The sequence below is a fragment of the Lutibacter maritimus genome (genome assembly GCF_900116115.1).
In the GTDB taxonomy this organism is placed as follows: Bacteria; Bacteroidota; Bacteroidia; order Flavobacteriales; family Flavobacteriaceae; genus Lutibacter; species Lutibacter maritimus.
Genome location: NZ_FOZP01000009.1, coordinates 94,773 through 112,892 on the forward strand (window position 1 = coordinate 94,773; position 18,120 = coordinate 112,892).

Here is an 18,120-nt window from a genome sequence, read left to right on the forward strand (position 1 = left end):
AATCCTTTTTTGATAAAAAAAAGATTGAAACGAATAGCCCGACCCAAAGGGGAACGCCCAAAAATTTAAAATTATGCAAGAAGGTATATCAGGTAAAGTTGCCAATGTTTTCATAAATTCTAAGTTAACCATTTTGTTAATGGTGGCTTTAATGGCTATTGGAATTTATAGTTCTTTTTTAATTCCTAGAGAAGAAGAACCACAAATTATTGTTCCTATGGCCGATGTTTTGGTAGGCTATCCGGGAGCGAGCCCAACAGAGGTTGAAAGTAGAGTTGTTAAACCGCTAGAGAAAATTATTTCGAATATTAAAGGTGTGCAACACGTACATAGTATTGCTATGAATGGTCAAAGTATGATGATTGTGCAGTTTTATGTTGGTGAAGATACAGAACGCTCATACGTAAAATTATACGATGAACTAATGCGTACAAAAGGAATGTTTCCTACAGGAGTTACAGAACCTTTAGTAAAAACACGTTCTATTGATGATGTTCCGATGTTGGGATTGACTTTTTGGAGTGAAAATTATAACGATTTTGAAATTAGACAAATTGCTGAAGAAGTAACTTCAGAAATTGAAAAAGTGAAAGATGTGTCTATTACTAAAGTAATTGGCGGTAGAAACCGTGAGTTAAAAGTAGTTTTAGATAAAGATAAAATGGCTGAAAATGGCGTTGATGCTTTGGGTATTATGCAACTAATTCAGGCAAATAACAGTAGCTCTCAATCGGGAAGTTTTGTAAAAGATGATGAAGAGTTTTTAGTAACAACTGGTAAATTTTTAACATCAAAAGATGATGTAGAGAATTTAGTTGTTGATGTTCATGAGCAAATGCCAGTGTATTTAAAGCAAGTTGCTACAATACACGATGGACCTGGAACTCCAAAAAGTTATGTGAGTTTTGGATTTGGGAAAGGAAATGATAAATACAGTACAAATCCAAGTGAATATTCAGCAGTAACACTATCAATAGCAAAAGTAAAAGGTGCTGATGCTATGAAAATTTCAGAAAAAATTCTGGAAAAAGTAGAACACTTAAAACAAAATTTAATTCCGAATGATGTTCATGTTGATGTTACAAGAAATTACGGAGAAACTGCTTCTCACAAAGTAGGTGAACTTTTATTACACTTAGGTGTTGCTATTTTAGCAGTTACAATTTTAGTAATGCTTGCTATGGGATGGCGCGGTGGATTAGTGGTATTTTTCTCAGTTCCACTAACATTTGCTTTAACGCTATTTAGCTATTATTTGTTAGGTTACACATTAAACCGAATTACATTATTTGCATTGGTTTTTGTGGTTGGTATTGTGGTTGATGATAGTATTATTATTGCTGAAAATATGCACAGACACTTTAAAATGAAGCGTTTACCATTTAAACAAGCAGCTATTTATGCTATTAACGAAGTTGGAAATCCAACCATTTTAGCAACATTTACTGTAATTGCGGCAATTTTACCAATGGCTTTTGTTTCTGGTATGATGGGACCTTACATGAGTCCAATGCCAATTGGAGCGTCTATTGCCATGATTCTTTCGTTATTTGTTGCTTTAACTGTAACGCCTTATTTAGGATATCACTTGTTACAAGAAAAAGATGAACAAGCTCATAAAGAAGAAGAAGGTTTAGAAACAGGTTGGATTTATAAAATTTACAAAAAAGTTGAACAACCATTTTTAGATAGTAAGAAAAAACGTTTTGTAATGTTAGGCATTACAGTAGTTTTATTAGCGGGTTCTGTATTAATGTTCTTTACAAAATCAGTTGCCGTAAAAATGTTGCCTTTTGATAATAAAAATGAATTTCAGGTAGTAATTGATATGCCAGAAGGAACTACTTTAGAAAGAACCGCAGCAGTAACTAAAGAAATTGCGCAGTACTTATCTACCATTCCGGAAGTTGTAAATTATCAGAATTATGTTGGTACCTCTGCTCCTATCACTTTTAATGGTTTAGTTCGTCATTACGATGTTCGTGGAGGAAGTAATATGGCTGATATCCAAGTAAATTTATTATTAAAAGAAAATAGAGATTTACAAAGTCATGATATTGCAAAAAAAGTGCGTCCTCAAGTTCAAAAAATAGCTAAAAAATACAATGCAAACGTAAAATTAGTAGAAGTTCCACCAGGACCTCCTGTACTGTCAACACTGGTTGCCGAAATTTATGGACCAGATTATGATGAGCAAATTAAGGTTGCTAAACAAGTAAAAACAATTTTAGAAAACACAACCGATGTTGTTGATATTGACTGGATGGTTGAAGGAGCTCAAACCGAATATAAATTAGAAGTTGATAAAGAAAAAGCAATGCTAAATGGCATTGCACCTCAACAAATAGTTGGTAACTTAACGTATTTATTAACCGAATATCCAATCTCTTATTTATATGATGAAAATTCTTTTGATGAAGTAAATATTGTTTTAGGTTTAAATGATGCTGACAAAACTAGTTTACAAGATATTCAAAACATAAAAATTAAAGGTAGCAACGGGAATATTGTTCCAATAAGCGATTTGGTTAAAGTTAAAGTAGATTCACTTAAAAATAATATTTACAGAAAAGATCAAAAACGTGTTGTTTATGTAACAGCGGATATGGCTGGAGACTTAGAAAGTCCAGTATATGCAATTTTGGGAATGAAAGAAAAATTACAAAAAATGGAGGTACCAACTGGATATAAAATAAATGAATTATACCTAGAAACACCATCAGACGAAAGTGATTTTACAGTTAAATGGGATGGAGAATGGCAAATTACTTTAGAAGTATTTAGAGATTTAGGAGCAGCATTTTTAGTAGTAATTATCATTATTTATATGTTAATTGTAGGTTGGTTTCAAAACTTTAAAACACCAATAGTTATGATGCTTGCTATTCCGCTTTCTTTAGTAGGAATTGTATTAGGGCACTGGTTATTGGGTGCTTTCTTTACTGCAACTTCATTTATTGGAATGATTGCTTTGGCTGGTGTTATGGTGAGAAACTCAGTATTATTAATTGATTTTATTGAAATTAGATTAAATGATGGAGTTCCTTTAAAACAAGCAATTATTGATGCCGGAGCAGTTAGAACAACACCTATTTTATTAACCACAGGTGCGGTAGTTATCGGAGCTTCTATTATTTTGTTCGACCCAATTTTTCAAGGTTTAGCAATTTCATTAGTGGCAGGTGCAATAGTTTCAACTCTGTTAACACTAATTGTAGTCCCATTAATATATTATATGACAGAAAAAAAGAAATGGGAAAAATAAAAATATTAAAAAACTAATATTATGAAATTACTAATAGTTACAGCCATTAAAGTTTTTGAAAAGGAAGTTAAAATAATGCTTAAAAAGTCAGGGATTCACATTTTCTCCTATACAGATATAAATGGCTTTAGAGATTTATCAGAAGAATCTGTTGAAAGTAATTGGTTCGGCTCTGAAATGAATGAAAATGAAAGTTTAATGTTTTATTCATTTGCTGATGAAGAAAAAACAGATTTACTATTTAACTATGCAAATGAATTTAATTCCAAACAAAAAACATTATCAAAAATCCATGTGGTTATCTTAAATGTTGAAAAATCTAACTAAAAATTAAAAAAATGAAATCAAGACTAATGAATATTATACCAGGTGCTTTTATATTAATAAGCTTAATTTTAGCTATAAAAGTAAATATGAACTGGCTATGGTTTACGGCTTTTGTGGGTGCAAATTTATTCCAACGCGGTTTTACAAAATGGTGTTTGCTAGAAATAATTTTAGGGAAATTAGGTGTAAAAGACTAAAATTTCTTTTGTATGTTTGTGCTTTTAAAATAGAACACTATAAAAAAGATTTTTAAACATATAATTTCAATAATACTTGTTACAACTGTACTACTACCTTTTGCGGTGCAGTTTGTACATTCTTTTGAAAAACATGAACACTTAATTTGTAATGAGCAAAATAAATTACATTTTGATACTCATGAAATTGACTGTTCTGTTTTTCATTTTAAAATCAACACAAATAGTATTGATTTTTCTTCAAAAGAATTAAAAACCAGTGTAATTTTTAATGAAGAAAAAATAAGCTCTGTTGAACATCAACTTTCATCAGAAAAACTACCACACAAATCACCTAGAGCTCCACCATATTTATTGATATAAACTGAATTACAATTAGTTATCAATAAAATATAAAAACATGAAAATATTTAGTACAATCCTTTTAATAGGATTATCTTTTTTTGCGCATGCTCAAAATAAAATATCGGGCAAAGTAACAAATCAACAAAATGAGCCAATTTTTGGAGCAGAAATTTATTTAGATGAATTACACAAAGGCACATCAACCAATGAAGAAGGTTTTTACCAAATAAATAATTTACCAAGCAATACCGTTAAAATTACAGTGGTATTTTTTGGTTATGAAACCATCATAAAAAATATTCAATTACTAGAAAAAGAAACCGTTTTAAACTTTGTTTTAAATGAAGCAATTTTTAAAATGGATGAAGTTATTATTTCAACACCATTTAACAAATTACAATCTGAAAATGTTGTAAAAGTAGAACGTGCCAGTCTACAACAACTAAAAAACAAAGGAGCTGCTACGCTAATTGATGGCGTTGGAACATTACCTGGCGTATCGGTAGTTTCAACAGGAGTTGGCATTGGAAAACCTGTAATTAGAGGTTTAAGAGGAAACAGAGTTTTAGTGTACACGCAAGGAATACGACTTGAAAATCAACAATTTGGTGATGAACACGGATTAGGCATTGACGAATCTAGTATTGAAAGTGTGGAAGTGATTAAAGGTCCTGCATCTCTTTTATATGGATCCGATGCTTTAGGTGGTGTATTGTACTTTAACCCAACCAAATTTGCAGAATTAAATAAATTTGATTTTAATTACAATCAAACTTACTTTTCTAATACAGATGGAAGTAGCACTTCTTTTGGTGTAAAAAAATCTTATAATTTATGGAAATTTTTGGCTAATGGTGCTTATAATCAACATAGCGATTATAAAACTCCAAAACAAGGAACTGTAACCAATACCAGATTTAACGAAACTACTTTTAACACAGCTATCGGATTCAATAATAGTAAATTAAACAGCACATTACGCTTTAATTTCAACAATTCAAAAGTTGGTATTCCAGAAGAAATTGGTGTACAAAATAATCATAAAACACCTATGTTACCCTATCAGGATTTAACTACCAAAATGGTTAGTTTAAATTCTATCTTCTTTTTACCAACGTCTAAAATTTCTACAACTTTTGGCTATACGTTAAATGTGCGTAAAGAGTTTGAAGAACATGAACATGAGGAAGATGAAGAACATTCAGAAAATGAAACCTTAAATCCATCATTATTTTTAAATTTAAACACCTATAGTTATGATGCTAAATGGCATTTGCCAAAATTAGGAGAAATTGAAACTATTGTTGGCATACAAGGTTTGTATCAAAAAAATGAAAATTTTGGTAAAGAAATTTTAATACCAAATGCAACAACAAAAGATTTTGGAACTTTTTTTACCGGATTGTACAATTGGAAACAAAATACCATTCAAGCAGGTATACGTTTTGATACTAGAAATCTAACTACTAAACAACATTTAGTTACTCATGACAATGAAACACATATTTTTGAAGCTATTGATAAATCATTTAAAAATATTTCTTCTTCGCTAGGATTTAAAACAGTTTTATTTGATAAAATAATAAGTAGATTTAATATTGCTTCAGGTTTTAAAGCACCTAATTTAGCTGAATTAACTTCAAACGGAGTGCATCATGGATCTAACAGATTTGAAATTGGTAATAGTGACTTAAAAAATGAACAAAATTTTCAGTCGGATATTTCTTTAGAATATAATACCAATCATTTTGAAATTTTTGCAAATGGTTTTTATAACCACATTAACAATTATATTTTTATTGCTCCAACAGGAGAATTAGAAGAAGACTTGTTTATTTATGAATATACGCAAGATAATGCCAAATTATATGGTGGAGAAATTGGTTGGCATTTGCATCCGCATCCATTAGATTGGTTACACTTAAGCAGTAGTTTTGAGTTTGTTATTGGTAAACAAAACAATGGTGAATACTTACCTTTAATTCCTGCAAATAAACTTACTAATACTTTAAAAACTGAATTTAAAGGTAAAAATTGGTTACAAAATGGTTTTGGTGCACTAACGTTAGAATCTAATTTTAAACAAAACAATATTAGTGAATTTGAAACTACATCTTCTGCTTATAATATTGTAAATATTGGTATTGGAGGTACTTTAAAACTATCAAAATACAATTTTGATATAAGTGCCAATGTGAATAATTTATTTAACACCTCTTATATTTCTCATTTATCAAGATTAAAAGCTGATGGAATTAAAAATATTGGTAGAAATATAATTTTGAATTTAAAATTTGAACTTTAAAAGAAGATTTTACCAAAAATAAAAAAAGTAGCTTTAATTTAATTAAAGCTACTTTTTTTTAAAACTATGCTATTATTTAAAACTACTTAATCTACTACAAATAGTACATCATTTTTAGCAACAGAATCACCTGAATCAAATTTAATTCCAGATAAAATTCCATCTTTAGTTGCTTGAAAATTGTTCATCATTTTCATAGCTTCTAAAACCACAACAATATCACCTTCTTTTACCTCATCACCGTTGTTCTTTTTATATTCAATAACCATTCCTGGTATAGGAGATTTGACAGCACCATTTTCATCAGTTGTACTTTCTTTTCCTTCTTTCTTTTTGCGTGCAATTGGTCTTGCCGTTGCTTTACTACTTGGTATAGCTACACTAAAACGCTCACCATCTACAAAAACTTCCATTTCTTGCATTGGAGTATCGGAATTTATGTTTGATGTAGTTAATTCGCCTTTTAATGCTTTAGCAATTAACTCTTGCTCTTTTGTAACTTCTTCCATTGTTTTAGCCTTCATATCAGCAGGCATTTCCTCTAAACCATATTTGATTTTTAAGAATTTTTTACCTGTTACTGGATATAATGCTAATAAAACTTCGTCATCAATATCTTTTGCCAAGCCTTTTGCACCTTCTTTAACTGCATTCATTTCTGGTTCTAAAACACTTCCTGGTCTGCACTCAATATGTTGTTCACCTCTTGGATAATCTTTTAAAGCTTTTTTTCTAAGTTCTGAATTAATAGGTAAAGTAGTTTTACCATATAAACCATAACATAAATCTTTTACTTCTTGCGTAATTCTAGAATATTCACCTTCATAGGAATCAAACAATACATTATTTACTGTTTGAACACCTACAATTTGACTTGTTGGAGTTACTAAAGGAATTTGACCTAAATCTTTTCTAACTTTCGGTAACATTCTAAAAACTTCATCTAATTTATCTAAAGAATCCATTGCTTTTAGTTGATTCACAAGGTTTGATAACATACCTCCTGGTGTTTGATGTAAAATTACATCTGTATCAATAATAGCATATTTTGGACTATTATCTAAATGCTTGTATTTTGGAATAACTTTTTCCATTTGTGCGCTAATTGCTGTTAATTTTTTAATATCTAAGCCAGTATCTCTATTCGTACCTAATAATGAAACTACTAATGGCTCAACAGCCGCATGAGAAGTTCTGTATGCGTAAGGAGACATACACGTATCAACAATATCTACACCGGCTTCAATTGCTTTAAAAATAGCTAAATCACCCATACCAGAAGTAAAGTGCGTATGCAAGTTTAATGGAATATCAGTAATTTTTTTAAGTTCTACAATTAGGTTGTAAATATCATAAGGCGCAATTAAACCAGCCATATCTTTAATACAGATAGAATCTACACCAAATTCAACTAATTCTTTCGCTTTATTTAGGTAATAATCCATATTGTACACTTCACCTCCTAATCTTGGCTCTGTTAAAGTATAGCAAATTGTACCTTGAAAATGTCTACCATTTCTTTTTACAACTTTCGCAGCGGTTTCAAAATTTCTATAATCATTTAATGCATCAAAACATCTAAAAATATCCATTCCATTATCACAAGCACGTTGTACAAAATTTTCTACAACATCATCTGCATAATTTCTATATCCAACAACATTTTGTCCTCTTAACAACATAAAAAATGGTGTTTTAGGCATATATTTTTTTAATGTTCTTAAACGCTCCCAAGGATCTTCTCCAAGATATCTGTGCATGGTATCAAAAGTAGCTCCTCCCCAAGTTTCAATTGCATGAAAACCAACTTCATCCATTTGTTCGGCAAAAGGTATCATGTCTTCAGTTCTTCCTCTTGTTGCAAACAATGATTGATGTCCATCACGAAAACTTAAATCTTGAATTTTAATTGGGTTTTCTGCTTTTGGCCTGTCTGCGCTATAATTCATTGGAGTCATAATTAATGACCCGTGTTTATCGTATATCATAGTAAATTCATTTTAAAATTTAAAAAATTCTAACTCCTATTGTTTTCCCTTGTTTAAATAAAAATTCTCTATCATTCATTTTTCTATTCATTCCCATTTTACTCCAATTACAACAAGCTACTTCATTTTCGTTGTTATCTTCATTTTGTAAATAAAGAGATACTGCTATTGCTGCTGCTCTTTTCTTTTTTTCTAATAATTCCATAATATTTAAATTTATTGAGGGATGTTTCCGTGTTTTTTAGCTGGTACCATTTCTACTTTTGAACTTAAGGCATCTAAAGCCATTATCAAACGTTCTCTTGTTTCGCTTGGTAAAATAACTTCATCTATATAGCCTCTTTCAGCTGCCAAATATGGTATACCAAAAGCAGTTTCATACTCGTCAATTTTTTGTTGAGTTTTAACTAGTTTATCTTCTGCTTGTGCAATTTCTTTTTTATATTTTGATATAACTTCTACTGCACCTTTAGCACCCATTACAGCAATTTCAGCAGTTGGCCAAGCAAAAACCATATCGGCACCTAAATGTTTAGAGCTCATTGCAACATATGCTCCACCATAATCTTTACGAACTACTACAGTAAATTTAGGGACTGTTGCTTCAGAATAACTCCATAAAAGTTTTGCTCCGTGTCTAATAATTCCATTCCATTCTTGCTGAACGCCAGGCAAATAACCAGGAACATCAACAAACGTTACAATTGGAATATTAAATGCATCACAAGTTCTAATAAATCTACTTATTTTGTCAGAAGCATCAATATCTAAACAGCCTGCTAAAACCATTGGTTGATTAGCAATTACACCAACAGATCTATTATTTAATCTACCAAAACCAACGATGCAGTTTTCGGCAAAATATTCATGAACTTCGTAAAATAGACCTGCATCTAAAACCTCTTCAATAATATCTTTCATATTATAAGGCACTTTAGAATCGTCTGGAATAATTGTGTCCAACATTTCACAAGTACGTTTTGGATCATCACCCATTTCTAATATTGGAGTCATTTCCATATTATTATTAGGAAGATAATCTAATAACTCTCTAATTTGCTCTATACAATCTGTATCATCTTCACAAGCAAAGTGTGCATTTCCACTTTTAGAATTATGAACCATTGCACCACCTAATTCTTCAAAAGTAGTTTCTTCACCCGTTACCGTTTTAATTACATACGGACTAGTGATAAACATGTTACTTGTTTTTTTCACCATAAAGATAAAATCTGTCATTGCAGGTGAATAAACTGCTCCTCCAGCACAAGGACCCATAATTGCAGAAATTTGTGGAATTACACCCGATGCTCTAGAATTTCTAAAGAAAACATCACCATAACCTTTTAATGCATCAACTCCTTCTTCTACTCTAGCTCCTCCAGAGTCATTTAATCCAACAACTGGTGCTCCAGCTTTTAAAGCTAAATCCATTATTTTACAAATTTTGGTAGCGTGCATTTCTCCTAATGCTCCACCGCTTGAAGTAAAATCTTGTGAAAAAGCAAAAACTGTTCTTCCATTTATTAATCCGTGCCCAACAATAACTCCATCAGAAGCTATTTCAACTTGCTCCATTCCAAAATTTACTGAACGATGTTTAACTAACGAATCTATTTCATAAAAACTTCCTTCATCAAATAATAGGTTAATTCGTTCACGGGCTGTCAGTTTACCTTTCGCATGTTGTTTTTCAATTCTTTGTTCACCACCCATTTGAGAAGTTTTTTCTCTTTGAGCAATTAAATAGGATATTTTATCAGCAACTTTCATATTATATATTTAGTTTTTCAATTTTTTTAAAGCCGTTTTTAAGCTTTTTTTCCTATATAAAGATAAAGATTGTATTCTTAAAAATTGACGATTTTTACTATAAAAAAAACTAAAATATCCATTTTAAAATATTTTTAATGAATAAAAATATTGCTTATTTGATATTTAATAAGCTAATAAATACACTTTTTTTATCATTTTAATAATATTTTATGTCGTTAATTATTATTTTAATAAAAATTATTTTCTGTAACATTTGTGGTTTACCAATTTTTAAATCTGTTTAAAAATTGAAAAAAAGAGAAAATATGACCACTTAAAAAAGTCTATTTACAACGATTTCGAGATGCCAAATAAAAAAAGTAAAAAAGTATTTTTTTTCAATATTTTTTTATTTAAAAAAAAGCCTCTTTTGAGTAAAAAAAACATAATAAATATAAAATTTGAACAAAAAAAAGTGATAAAAATTCTTAAAATGGAAAAAACACAAGCAATTTTTAGAGTTTTATTTCATAGAATCATTCTAAATTTCTGTCTAAAATTAATTTTATAAAATTAATTTATAATATATAGCTAAATTAGCTCGATTTAAAAAAACATCCAATGAAATCTTCTCAAAATCAAACTTTAACAGACACTTCCAACCCAATAAAACGTATTATTATTGGTGTACAATTTTTATTTGTAGCTTTTGGAGCAACCGTATTAGTACCACTATTAATTGATATTGATCCATCAGTAGCTTTATTTACTGCCGGTTTTGGTACTTTAATCTTTCACATAATCACTAAAGGAAAAGTACCTGTTTTTTTAGGTAGTAGTTTTGCTTTTATAGCTCCAATTATTGCAGCAACTAAAATTTATGGGTACCCAGGAACTCTGGGCGGTATAATTGCAGTAGGTTTAGTGTATGGAATTGTTTCTGCTATTATTAAACTATGGGGATTAAGAGTTATTGAAAAAATATTTCCTGCAATAGTTGTTGGCCCTGTAATTATGATTATTGGTTTATCACTTGCAACAGTTGGTGTTGATATGGCAAAAACAAACTGGCCAATTGCTTTAGCCGTTTTAGCTACAGCCATAATAATTGTGACATTTACAAAAGGATTAATTAAATTAATTCCAATTTTTATTGGAATTATTGTTGGTTACATTATTTCAATTATTACTGGATTAGTTGATTTTACAACTGTAAATGAAGCTGCTTGGTTTGCATTGCCAAAATTTACAATACCTGAATTTAATTGGGGAGCCATTTTATACATGATTCCTGTAGCAATAGCGCCTATTATTGAACATATTGGAGATATGTATGCTATTGGTGGAGTTGCAGAAAAACAATTTGTAAAAGATCCTGGATTACATAGAACTCTACTAGGTGATGGAATTGCGACAGCTTTTGCTGGATTTTTAGGTGGACCTCCAAACACAACTTATTCTGAAGTAACTGGAGCTGTAGCATTAACAAAAATTACTGATCCAAGAGTTTTGCGAATTGCAGCTGTTACAGCTATTGTATTTTCTTTAGTTGGTAAAATTAGTGCCATTTTAAAAACAATTCCTCAAGCAGTTTTAGGCGGCATTATGTTATTACTTTTTGGAATGATTGCTAGTATTGGTATTAAAACTTTAATAGAAAATAAAACAGATTTTTCAATAACCAGAAATCAAGTAATTGTTTCTATTATTTTAACCATTGGTATTGGTGGCGCACAATTAGGCTACGGAAACTTCTCTTTAGCTGGTATTGGATTAGCTTCTGTTGTTGGGGTAATTTTAAATTTAGTTTTACCAAATCCTACAAAATCAGATAAAAACTAATTAGAATTAATTTTAAAAACATTAAAAAGCCTTTTTGAAAACACTTCAAAAAGGCTTTTCTATTTAAAGAACACTAATTATTTATACGTAAAATTTTATAATGAATAGAATTGCTATAATAACCATTATTGGTTTAATTTCTTTATACCTACCTGTTAATAGTTTTAACAATACAAATGACAACATACCAAATACAATTCCCTCTGCTATACTATAAGTTAAAGGCATCATAATAATAGTAAAAAATGCAGGGATAGCTTCGGTAAAATCAGTTAAATCAATATTCATTATTGGAGATATCATAAATAATCCAACAATTATTAATGCTGGAGCTGTAGCAGCCGCAGGAATAATCATAAAAATTGGGGCAAAAAATAATGCCAATGCAAACATACCAGCAACTGTTAAAGCTGTCATTCCTGTTTTACCTCCTTCAGCAACACCCGCAGCACTTTCTACATAAGTTGTAACTGTTGATGTTCCTAAAATTGCGCCAAAAAAAGTTCCTATTGCATCTGCAAATAAAGCTTGTTTTACTCTTGGTACATTTCCATCTTTATCTAACATTCCTGATTTTGATGAAACACCAACTAATGTTCCAACTGTATCAAACATATCGACAAATAAAAATGTAAATAACACAATTAGCATATCCAAACTGAATACTTGAGAAAAATCAAATTTAAAGAATATAGGCTCTACAGAAGGTGGTAAACTTACAAATGTAAAATTCTCTGGAATAACTGTCACACCAACTACCAATCCTATAATGGTTGAAACTAAAATTCCAATTAAAATTGCTCCTTTAATTTTTTTTGTTAGTAAAACTCCAATTATTAAAACCCCAGCCATCCCAACTAACACTTCAGGGTTTTTCATGTTTCCTAACGATACTAATGTTGCTGGATTATCTACAATTAAACCAGTACCTTTTAATCCTATAAAAGCAATAAATAAACCAATACCTACGGAAACTGCATGTTTTAAATTTAATGGAATAGAATTTACTATTAACTCACGTATATTAAATGCAGTTAAAATAATAAATATTATACCTTCTAAAAAAACCGCTGTTAAAGCAAATTCCCAAGAGTATCCCATACCTAATACAACTGTAAATGCAAAAAAAGCATTTAAACCCATTCCAGGCGCTAAAGCAAAAGGTAATTTAGCATATAGTGCCATAATTAATGTAGCTACTACAGCAGATAATGCTGTTGCTGTAAACACAGCATCTTTATCCATTCCTGCAGCACTTAAAATACTTGGATTAACTGCTAAAATATATACCATTGTCATAAAAGTGGTAATTCCAGCAATTATTTCAGTTCTTAAGGTCGATTTATTTTCTGTAATTTTAAAAAACTTGTCTAACATAATTTATTTTTTAAATATTCCACTTAATTGCTAATGTTGGTCTTCCTTTAATAGCATTACTTCCACCTGCAAAATTTGATGAAATTTCTAACTCACCACCCACTGAAAAGGTTTTATTTAAATGGTACCATAATTGCGGTTCAGACAAAAACACGGTTAAATCTTCAGCACCCTTATAATTTTGAGTCCACAAATCAGCAAAACCCGCAAATGTTAATTTGTCTTCAATTATATTATAATACCATGTTCCCGTAACTTGGAAGTTTGCTTTTTCAGCTCCGGTAAATGCTTTATAACCTGCATAGGTTGAGAATCCCCATTTAGCATTTGCTTTTTCATAATTTACTCCAAAAATCCAAGCTTCATCAATTGTATAACCTCCTGTAGCATTTCCTGCTTTAAAAGTTCCTACACCTGCATTGTATTCAACATGTAAACCAACTGGCATTGTTTCTGTTTTTAATACTCTTGCAATTTCATAATATGCGCCACTTACACCCGTTGCAGAATTATAATCAAAATCAATAAAGGTAAAGGTGTTACCATATTTATCCATTTTAAAAAGTTCTAAAGTACTTGTGAAATGTCCTCTTTCAAAATCTCTATGTAATTGAAAGTTTTGCGCTGTAATTGAAGCAGTTACTAAAATTGTAAAAAGGGTGATTAGTTTTTTCATTGTGTTTGTTTGTTAATTGTTATAAAAAAATTAAGCCACAAAAATAACACAATAAATACTATATAGTCCTATTAGATTTTTTCAATTATTAACACGTAATTAACTATTTAAAATGAAAATAAATAACAGAACTGTTAAAACCTTAATTTTAATTAATACAAATTGGGCTATTAGTATAAAAAGTAAACTGTAATGATAGTAATTTATACTTTTTCTTTTAAATTATTTGAATAAAAAAAGTCAATTAAGTTGATTAACAAATACTTATGTTGTAAATTTAAAGTAACTAAATTATTTAATTATGAAACGTACAAGGCTATTATCTCGCCTTTGGGAGTTTCAGAACAAGTATGGTTACATCCCAAACAATGCTATTTCAGAAATTGCTCAAAAATTAAGAGTATCAAAAATTGAAATTGAAGGAGTCATCTCATTTTATCATTTCTTTCACAGAAAACCAACTGGTAAATATATTATTTACCTAAACAACAGTATTATTTCAGAATTTAATGGATTTGCAGATATAAAAGCTGCGTTTGAAAAAGAAACGGGTTGCACTTTTAATAGTTATGACAACAATCCACTATTTTCTTTATTCGAAACATCTTGTATAGGATTAAGTGATCAAGAACCTGCAGCACTTATTAATTTTTATCCATTTACACATTTAACTCCTGAAAAAGTAAAATCAATTATTGAAAAGTTAAGAAATTACGAAGCTATAGAAAGCATCGCAAATAACCCTACTTGTAAAATTCAGTACACGCCAACTGAAGAAAAAACCATTTTTTTTAGAAATTATACCATTGGTAATTCATTAAAAAAAATAAAACCTAACAATCAAAACAAACTGTTAGCAAATATTGAAAAAGCAAAATTAGAAGGAAGAGGTGGTGCCTTTTTTTCAACAGCTGCTAAATGGAATGCTTGTAAAGCATCCAAAAACACAAAAAAATACATTATTTGTAATGCTGACGAAGGCGAACCTGGCACTTTTAAAGACAAAGCGCTTTTAAATAATTATCCTGGTTTAGTTATTGAAGGTATGATTATAGCTGCATTTATTACTGGTTCAAAAAACGGATTTATTTATTTAAGAGCCGAATATAAATACTTGCTTAAAAAATTAGAAAACACCATAAATGAATTTACTGAAAAAGGTTTTTTAGGGAAAAACATACTTGGTATTGATGCATTTAATTTTAAAATAAAAATTGAATTAGGTGCTGGCGCGTATGTTTGCGGAGCAGAAACGGCATTAATAGAATCTTTAGAAGGATTTAGAGGCGAACCTAGGATTAGAAAATATTTCCCAACCGAGAACGGATATTTAGGTCATTCTACAGTTGTAAATAATGTTGAAACATTTGCAATGGCATCGAGAATTATTGAATTAGGTCCAAATTTTATAAATACAATAGGAACTAAACAAAGCAAAGGAACTAAAATTATTAGCATTGCTGGTGATGTTGCAAAACCAGGAATTTATGAAATTGAATGGGGAACATCTATTCAACAACTACTCCATTTAAGCCAAGCCACCGCGCCACATTATATTCAAATAAGTGGTCCATCTGGTGAATGCATTAACAATTCTGAATTTCATAGAAAAATATGTGAAGAAGATTTAATTTGTGGTGGATCAATAATGGTTTTCAATAAATTTAGAAGCATTATTCAAATATTAGAAAACTTTACTAAATTCTTTAAAATAGAATCTTGTGGAGCTTGTACGCCTTGCAGAGCCGGAAATCAAATTTTACACGAAAAAATATTGAAAATTAAACGTGGTATTTGTACTTCAAAAGATTTAGAAGAAATTAAACAATGGGGAAAAATTATGCAATATTCTAGCCGTTGTGGTTTAGGGCAATATGCTGCAAACACGTTAATGATGGCCGTTGATAAGTTTAACGATTACTTTAATTTAAAAGTTGAAACATGCACTGATAATTGCAATGTAGAATTTGACATGCAAAATGCAGTTTATGATTACGATTTAATTATTAACACTCAAGCAAATAATTTACAATAATTTATTATTAATGCAATATGAAGCGGTTTTTAAATGTAATTTTTATTATAAATAAAATTAAACACCTATTTAATTATATTTTTAACAATTTATTATACAACAATAATTATTAAAATATACATACAAAAGAACAAAAGCACTGTTTTATTATATTATTTTTAAAAGTATACTACAAACCATTTCATTAATGGTAAAAAGAACTTTCAGCCTTAAAAATCAACACTTTAAATATGAATAATTCGTAACTTTAGTTACCACAAACTACAATTATATTTCATATGAACAGAACTCACCTATTAAATAAGCTTTGGGAATACCAACATAAATTTGGTTATATTTCAAACGAAGCAATTTCTGAAATTTCTAAACTTCTTAATGTTTCTGCCATTGAAATTGAAAGTGTTGTTTCTTTTTATCATTTTTTTCATAAAACTCCAACAGGAAAACACACAATATATTTAAATAATAGCATTATTTCTGAGTTAAAAGGTTTTGAAGAAGTAAAAACAGCATTTGAAAAAGAAACTGGCTGTACATTTAATGACAATGGCAATGAAGAATTTTCTTTATTTGAAACTTCTTGCATCGGATTAAATGATCAAGAACCCGCTGCATTAATAAATTTTTATCCATTTACAGATTTAACTCCAAAAAAAGTAAAATTAATTGTACAAAAAATAAAAAATGGAGAAAATGTTAAAGACTTTGCAAGTAAAACAAAAAGCAACATTCATTACACTCCACCATTTCATAAAACAGTTATTTTTAAACCTTATGAAATGGGTAAAAGTCTTCAACCTATTTTAAAAAACTCACCTCAACAAATTATTGACAAAATAACCAAATCTAAATTATTAGGTTGTGGAGGAGCATTTTTCCCGGCAGGCTACAAATGGCAGTCATGTAAAAACAATGAAGCAGATACGAAATATATTATTTGTAATGCTGATGAAGGCGAACCTGGAACTTTTAAAGACAAAGCACTATTCCAATATTTACCCGGATTACTTTATGAAGGAATGATTTTAGCAGGATATGCAACTGGTGCAAAAGAAGGAATTATATATTTAAGAGCCGAGTATTTGTATCTACTACCAGCTTTAGAAAAATTATTAGAAGAATTTTATACTAAAAACTTATTAGGAAAAAACATTTTAGGAATTGACGGTTTTGACTTTGAACTACGATACCAAATTGGTGCCGGCTCTTATGTTTGTGGTGCTGCTTCTGCATTAATAGAATCACTGGAAGGAAGACGAGGTGAACCTCCTGTACGTTCTCATTCAGCAACAAAATATGGCTACCTTCAAAAACCAACAGTTGTTAACAATGTTGAAACTTTATGTTACGCAGCCAGAATTATTGAATTTGGCGAAGACTATTTTTTAAATATTGGAACACCAGAATCTCCTGGCACTAAATTAATTAGCATTTCTGGTGATGTAGCAAAACCTGGCATTTATGAAATTGAATATGGAACAACTTTTAAAGAGCTATTAGGTATTGAAATGAGTCAAGCAACTTCACCCTATTTTGTTCAAGTAAGCGGACCTTCGGGAGATTGCATAAACAACACTGAATTTAATAGAAAAATTTGCAAAGAAGATATTTTATGCGGTGGCGCTTTAATGGTTTTTAACAGAAATAGAGATATACTTCAAATATTAAGAAATTTTATAGAATTTTTTAAAGAAGAATCATGTGGCGTTTGCACACCTTGCAGAGCTGGTAATTTTATTTTAACTGAAAAAATAAAAAAAATACAACGAGGTTTATGCACTCAAGAAGATTTAGATGAAATTAAGCAATGGGGAAAAATTATTAAACTTTCAAGTAGATGTGGCTTAGGAAAAGCATCTCCAAATGCATTAATAATGGCAACCGAAAAGTTTAAAGAATATTTTAATGTAAAAATAGCCCCAAATGATGGAAGTCAAAATGTTGAATTTGATATGGAAGATGCCATTCACGAATTTGATAGCTTAATAAAAGACACACAACTTTAGCA

At 29.9% G+C, this 18,120-nt stretch carries 13 protein-coding genes; 8 read left to right on the top strand and 5 right to left on the bottom strand.

Going from position 1 to position 18,120, the window contains the following annotated elements; all coding sequences use genetic code 11:
- The first annotated feature begins 73 nt into the window (after positions 1-73).
- The 5 genes from BM335_RS14275 (at position 74) to BM335_RS14295 (ending at position 6,439) form a co-directional block, all read left to right on the top strand.
- Complete coding sequence (locus BM335_RS14275) at positions 74-3,265, top strand: efflux RND transporter permease subunit (protein WP_090229838.1); 3,192 nt, start codon at positions 74-76, stop codon at positions 3,263-3,265.
- 21 nt (positions 3,266-3,286) lie between these two features.
- Positions 3,287-3,592, top strand: a complete 306-nt coding sequence (locus tag BM335_RS14280; protein ID WP_090229842.1) for a hypothetical protein — start codon at positions 3,287-3,289, stop codon at positions 3,590-3,592.
- Positions 3,593-3,603: 11 nt separating this feature from the next.
- Positions 3,604-3,789, top strand: coding sequence for a YgaP family membrane protein (locus tag BM335_RS14285; RefSeq protein WP_090229846.1), 186 nt, complete (start codon positions 3,604-3,606; stop codon positions 3,787-3,789).
- Positions 3,790-3,894: 105 nt separating this feature from the next.
- Positions 3,895-4,152, top strand: coding sequence for a hypothetical protein (locus BM335_RS14290; protein WP_090229850.1), 258 nt, complete (start codon positions 3,895-3,897; stop codon positions 4,150-4,152).
- A 37-nt stretch (positions 4,153-4,189) separates the two neighbouring features.
- Positions 4,190-6,439: a TonB-dependent receptor gene (locus BM335_RS14295; RefSeq protein ID WP_090229854.1), complete on the top strand. Its 2,250-nt coding sequence runs from the start codon at positions 4,190-4,192 to the stop codon at positions 6,437-6,439.
- 86 nt (positions 6,440-6,525) lie between these two features.
- Here the strand turns inward: BM335_RS14295 and BM335_RS14300 are convergent, their stop codons facing one another.
- From BM335_RS14300 to BM335_RS14310, 3 genes are read right to left on the bottom strand one after another with little or no spacing between them, the layout of a single operon-like run.
- Positions 6,526-8,427 (bottom strand): pyruvate carboxylase subunit B, encoded by a 1,902-nt coding sequence (locus tag BM335_RS14300; protein WP_090229860.1) that lies wholly within the window; start codon positions 8,425-8,427, stop codon positions 6,526-6,528.
- Between the two features lie 19 nt (positions 8,428-8,446).
- On the bottom strand, positions 8,447-8,632 hold the full coding sequence (locus tag BM335_RS14305; RefSeq protein WP_090229864.1) for a hypothetical protein: 186 nt from the start codon (positions 8,630-8,632) through the stop codon (positions 8,447-8,449).
- An 11-nt stretch (positions 8,633-8,643) separates the two neighbouring features.
- The gene (locus BM335_RS14310; RefSeq protein WP_090229868.1) at positions 8,644-10,200 is read right to left on the bottom strand and encodes an acyl-CoA carboxylase subunit beta; all 1,557 of its coding nucleotides are present in this window, start codon (positions 10,198-10,200) and stop codon (positions 8,644-8,646) included.
- Positions 10,201-10,803: 603 nt separating this feature from the next.
- On the opposite strand from BM335_RS14310, the gene BM335_RS14320 reads away from it, so the two are divergent.
- A complete protein-coding gene (locus tag BM335_RS14320) occupies positions 10,804-12,024 on the top strand; it encodes a uracil-xanthine permease family protein (protein ID WP_090229876.1) in 1,221 nt (406 codons plus the stop codon).
- An 81-nt stretch (positions 12,025-12,105) separates the two neighbouring features.
- Here BM335_RS14320 and BM335_RS14325 read toward each other — a convergent pair whose 3' ends face one another.
- Both BM335_RS14325 and BM335_RS14330 read right to left on the bottom strand, forming a co-directional pair.
- Positions 12,106-13,401, bottom strand: coding sequence for an NCS2 family permease (locus tag BM335_RS14325; protein ID WP_090229879.1), 1,296 nt, complete (start codon positions 13,399-13,401; stop codon positions 12,106-12,108).
- A 10-nt stretch (positions 13,402-13,411) separates the two neighbouring features.
- A complete protein-coding gene (locus tag BM335_RS14330) occupies positions 13,412-14,077 on the bottom strand; it encodes a DUF5020 family protein (protein ID WP_090229884.1) in 666 nt (221 codons plus the stop codon).
- Positions 14,078-14,378: 301 nt separating this feature from the next.
- Between BM335_RS14330 and BM335_RS14335 the strand changes: the two genes are divergently transcribed.
- Together BM335_RS14335 and BM335_RS14340 are read left to right on the top strand one after the other, a co-directional pair.
- Positions 14,379-16,112 carry an NAD(P)H-dependent oxidoreductase subunit E gene (locus BM335_RS14335; protein ID WP_090229887.1) on the top strand — a complete coding sequence of 578 codons (1,734 nt, stop codon included), beginning with the start codon at positions 14,379-14,381 and terminating at the stop codon, positions 16,110-16,112.
- Positions 16,113-16,390: 278 nt separating this feature from the next.
- The gene (locus BM335_RS14340) at positions 16,391-18,118 is read left to right on the top strand and encodes an NAD(P)H-dependent oxidoreductase subunit E (protein WP_090229891.1); all 1,728 of its coding nucleotides are present in this window, start codon (positions 16,391-16,393) and stop codon (positions 18,116-18,118) included.
- Positions 18,119-18,120: the final 2 nt, after the last annotated feature.

Excerpts from the sequence above, each read along its gene's own strand:
- BM335_RS14275 (WP_090229838.1), top strand. The coding sequence starts at position 74 with ATGCAAGAAGGTATATCAGGTAAAGTTGCCAATGTTTTCATAAATTCT.
- BM335_RS14280 (WP_090229842.1), top strand. The coding sequence starts at position 3,287 with ATGAAATTACTAATAGTTACAGCCATTAAAGTTTTTGAAAAGGAAGTT.
- BM335_RS14285 (WP_090229846.1), top strand. The coding sequence starts at position 3,604 with ATGAAATCAAGACTAATGAATATTATACCAGGTGCTTTTATATTAATA.
- BM335_RS14295 (WP_090229854.1), top strand. The coding sequence starts at position 4,190 with ATGAAAATATTTAGTACAATCCTTTTAATAGGATTATCTTTTTTTGCG.
- BM335_RS14300 (WP_090229860.1), bottom strand. The coding sequence starts at position 8,427 with ATGATATACGATAAACACGGGTCATTAATTATGACTCCAATGAATTAT.
- BM335_RS14305 (WP_090229864.1), bottom strand. The coding sequence starts at position 8,632 with ATGGAATTATTAGAAAAAAAGAAAAGAGCAGCAGCAATAGCAGTATCT.
- BM335_RS14310 (WP_090229868.1), bottom strand. The coding sequence starts at position 10,200 with ATGAAAGTTGCTGATAAAATATCCTATTTAATTGCTCAAAGAGAAAAA.
- BM335_RS14320 (WP_090229876.1), top strand. The coding sequence starts at position 10,804 with ATGAAATCTTCTCAAAATCAAACTTTAACAGACACTTCCAACCCAATA.
- BM335_RS14325 (WP_090229879.1), bottom strand. The coding sequence starts at position 13,401 with ATGTTAGACAAGTTTTTTAAAATTACAGAAAATAAATCGACCTTAAGA.
- BM335_RS14330 (WP_090229884.1), bottom strand. The coding sequence starts at position 14,077 with ATGAAAAAACTAATCACCCTTTTTACAATTTTAGTAACTGCTTCAATT.
- BM335_RS14335 (WP_090229887.1), top strand. The coding sequence starts at position 14,379 with ATGAAACGTACAAGGCTATTATCTCGCCTTTGGGAGTTTCAGAACAAG.
- BM335_RS14340 (WP_090229891.1), top strand. The coding sequence starts at position 16,391 with ATGAACAGAACTCACCTATTAAATAAGCTTTGGGAATACCAACATAAA.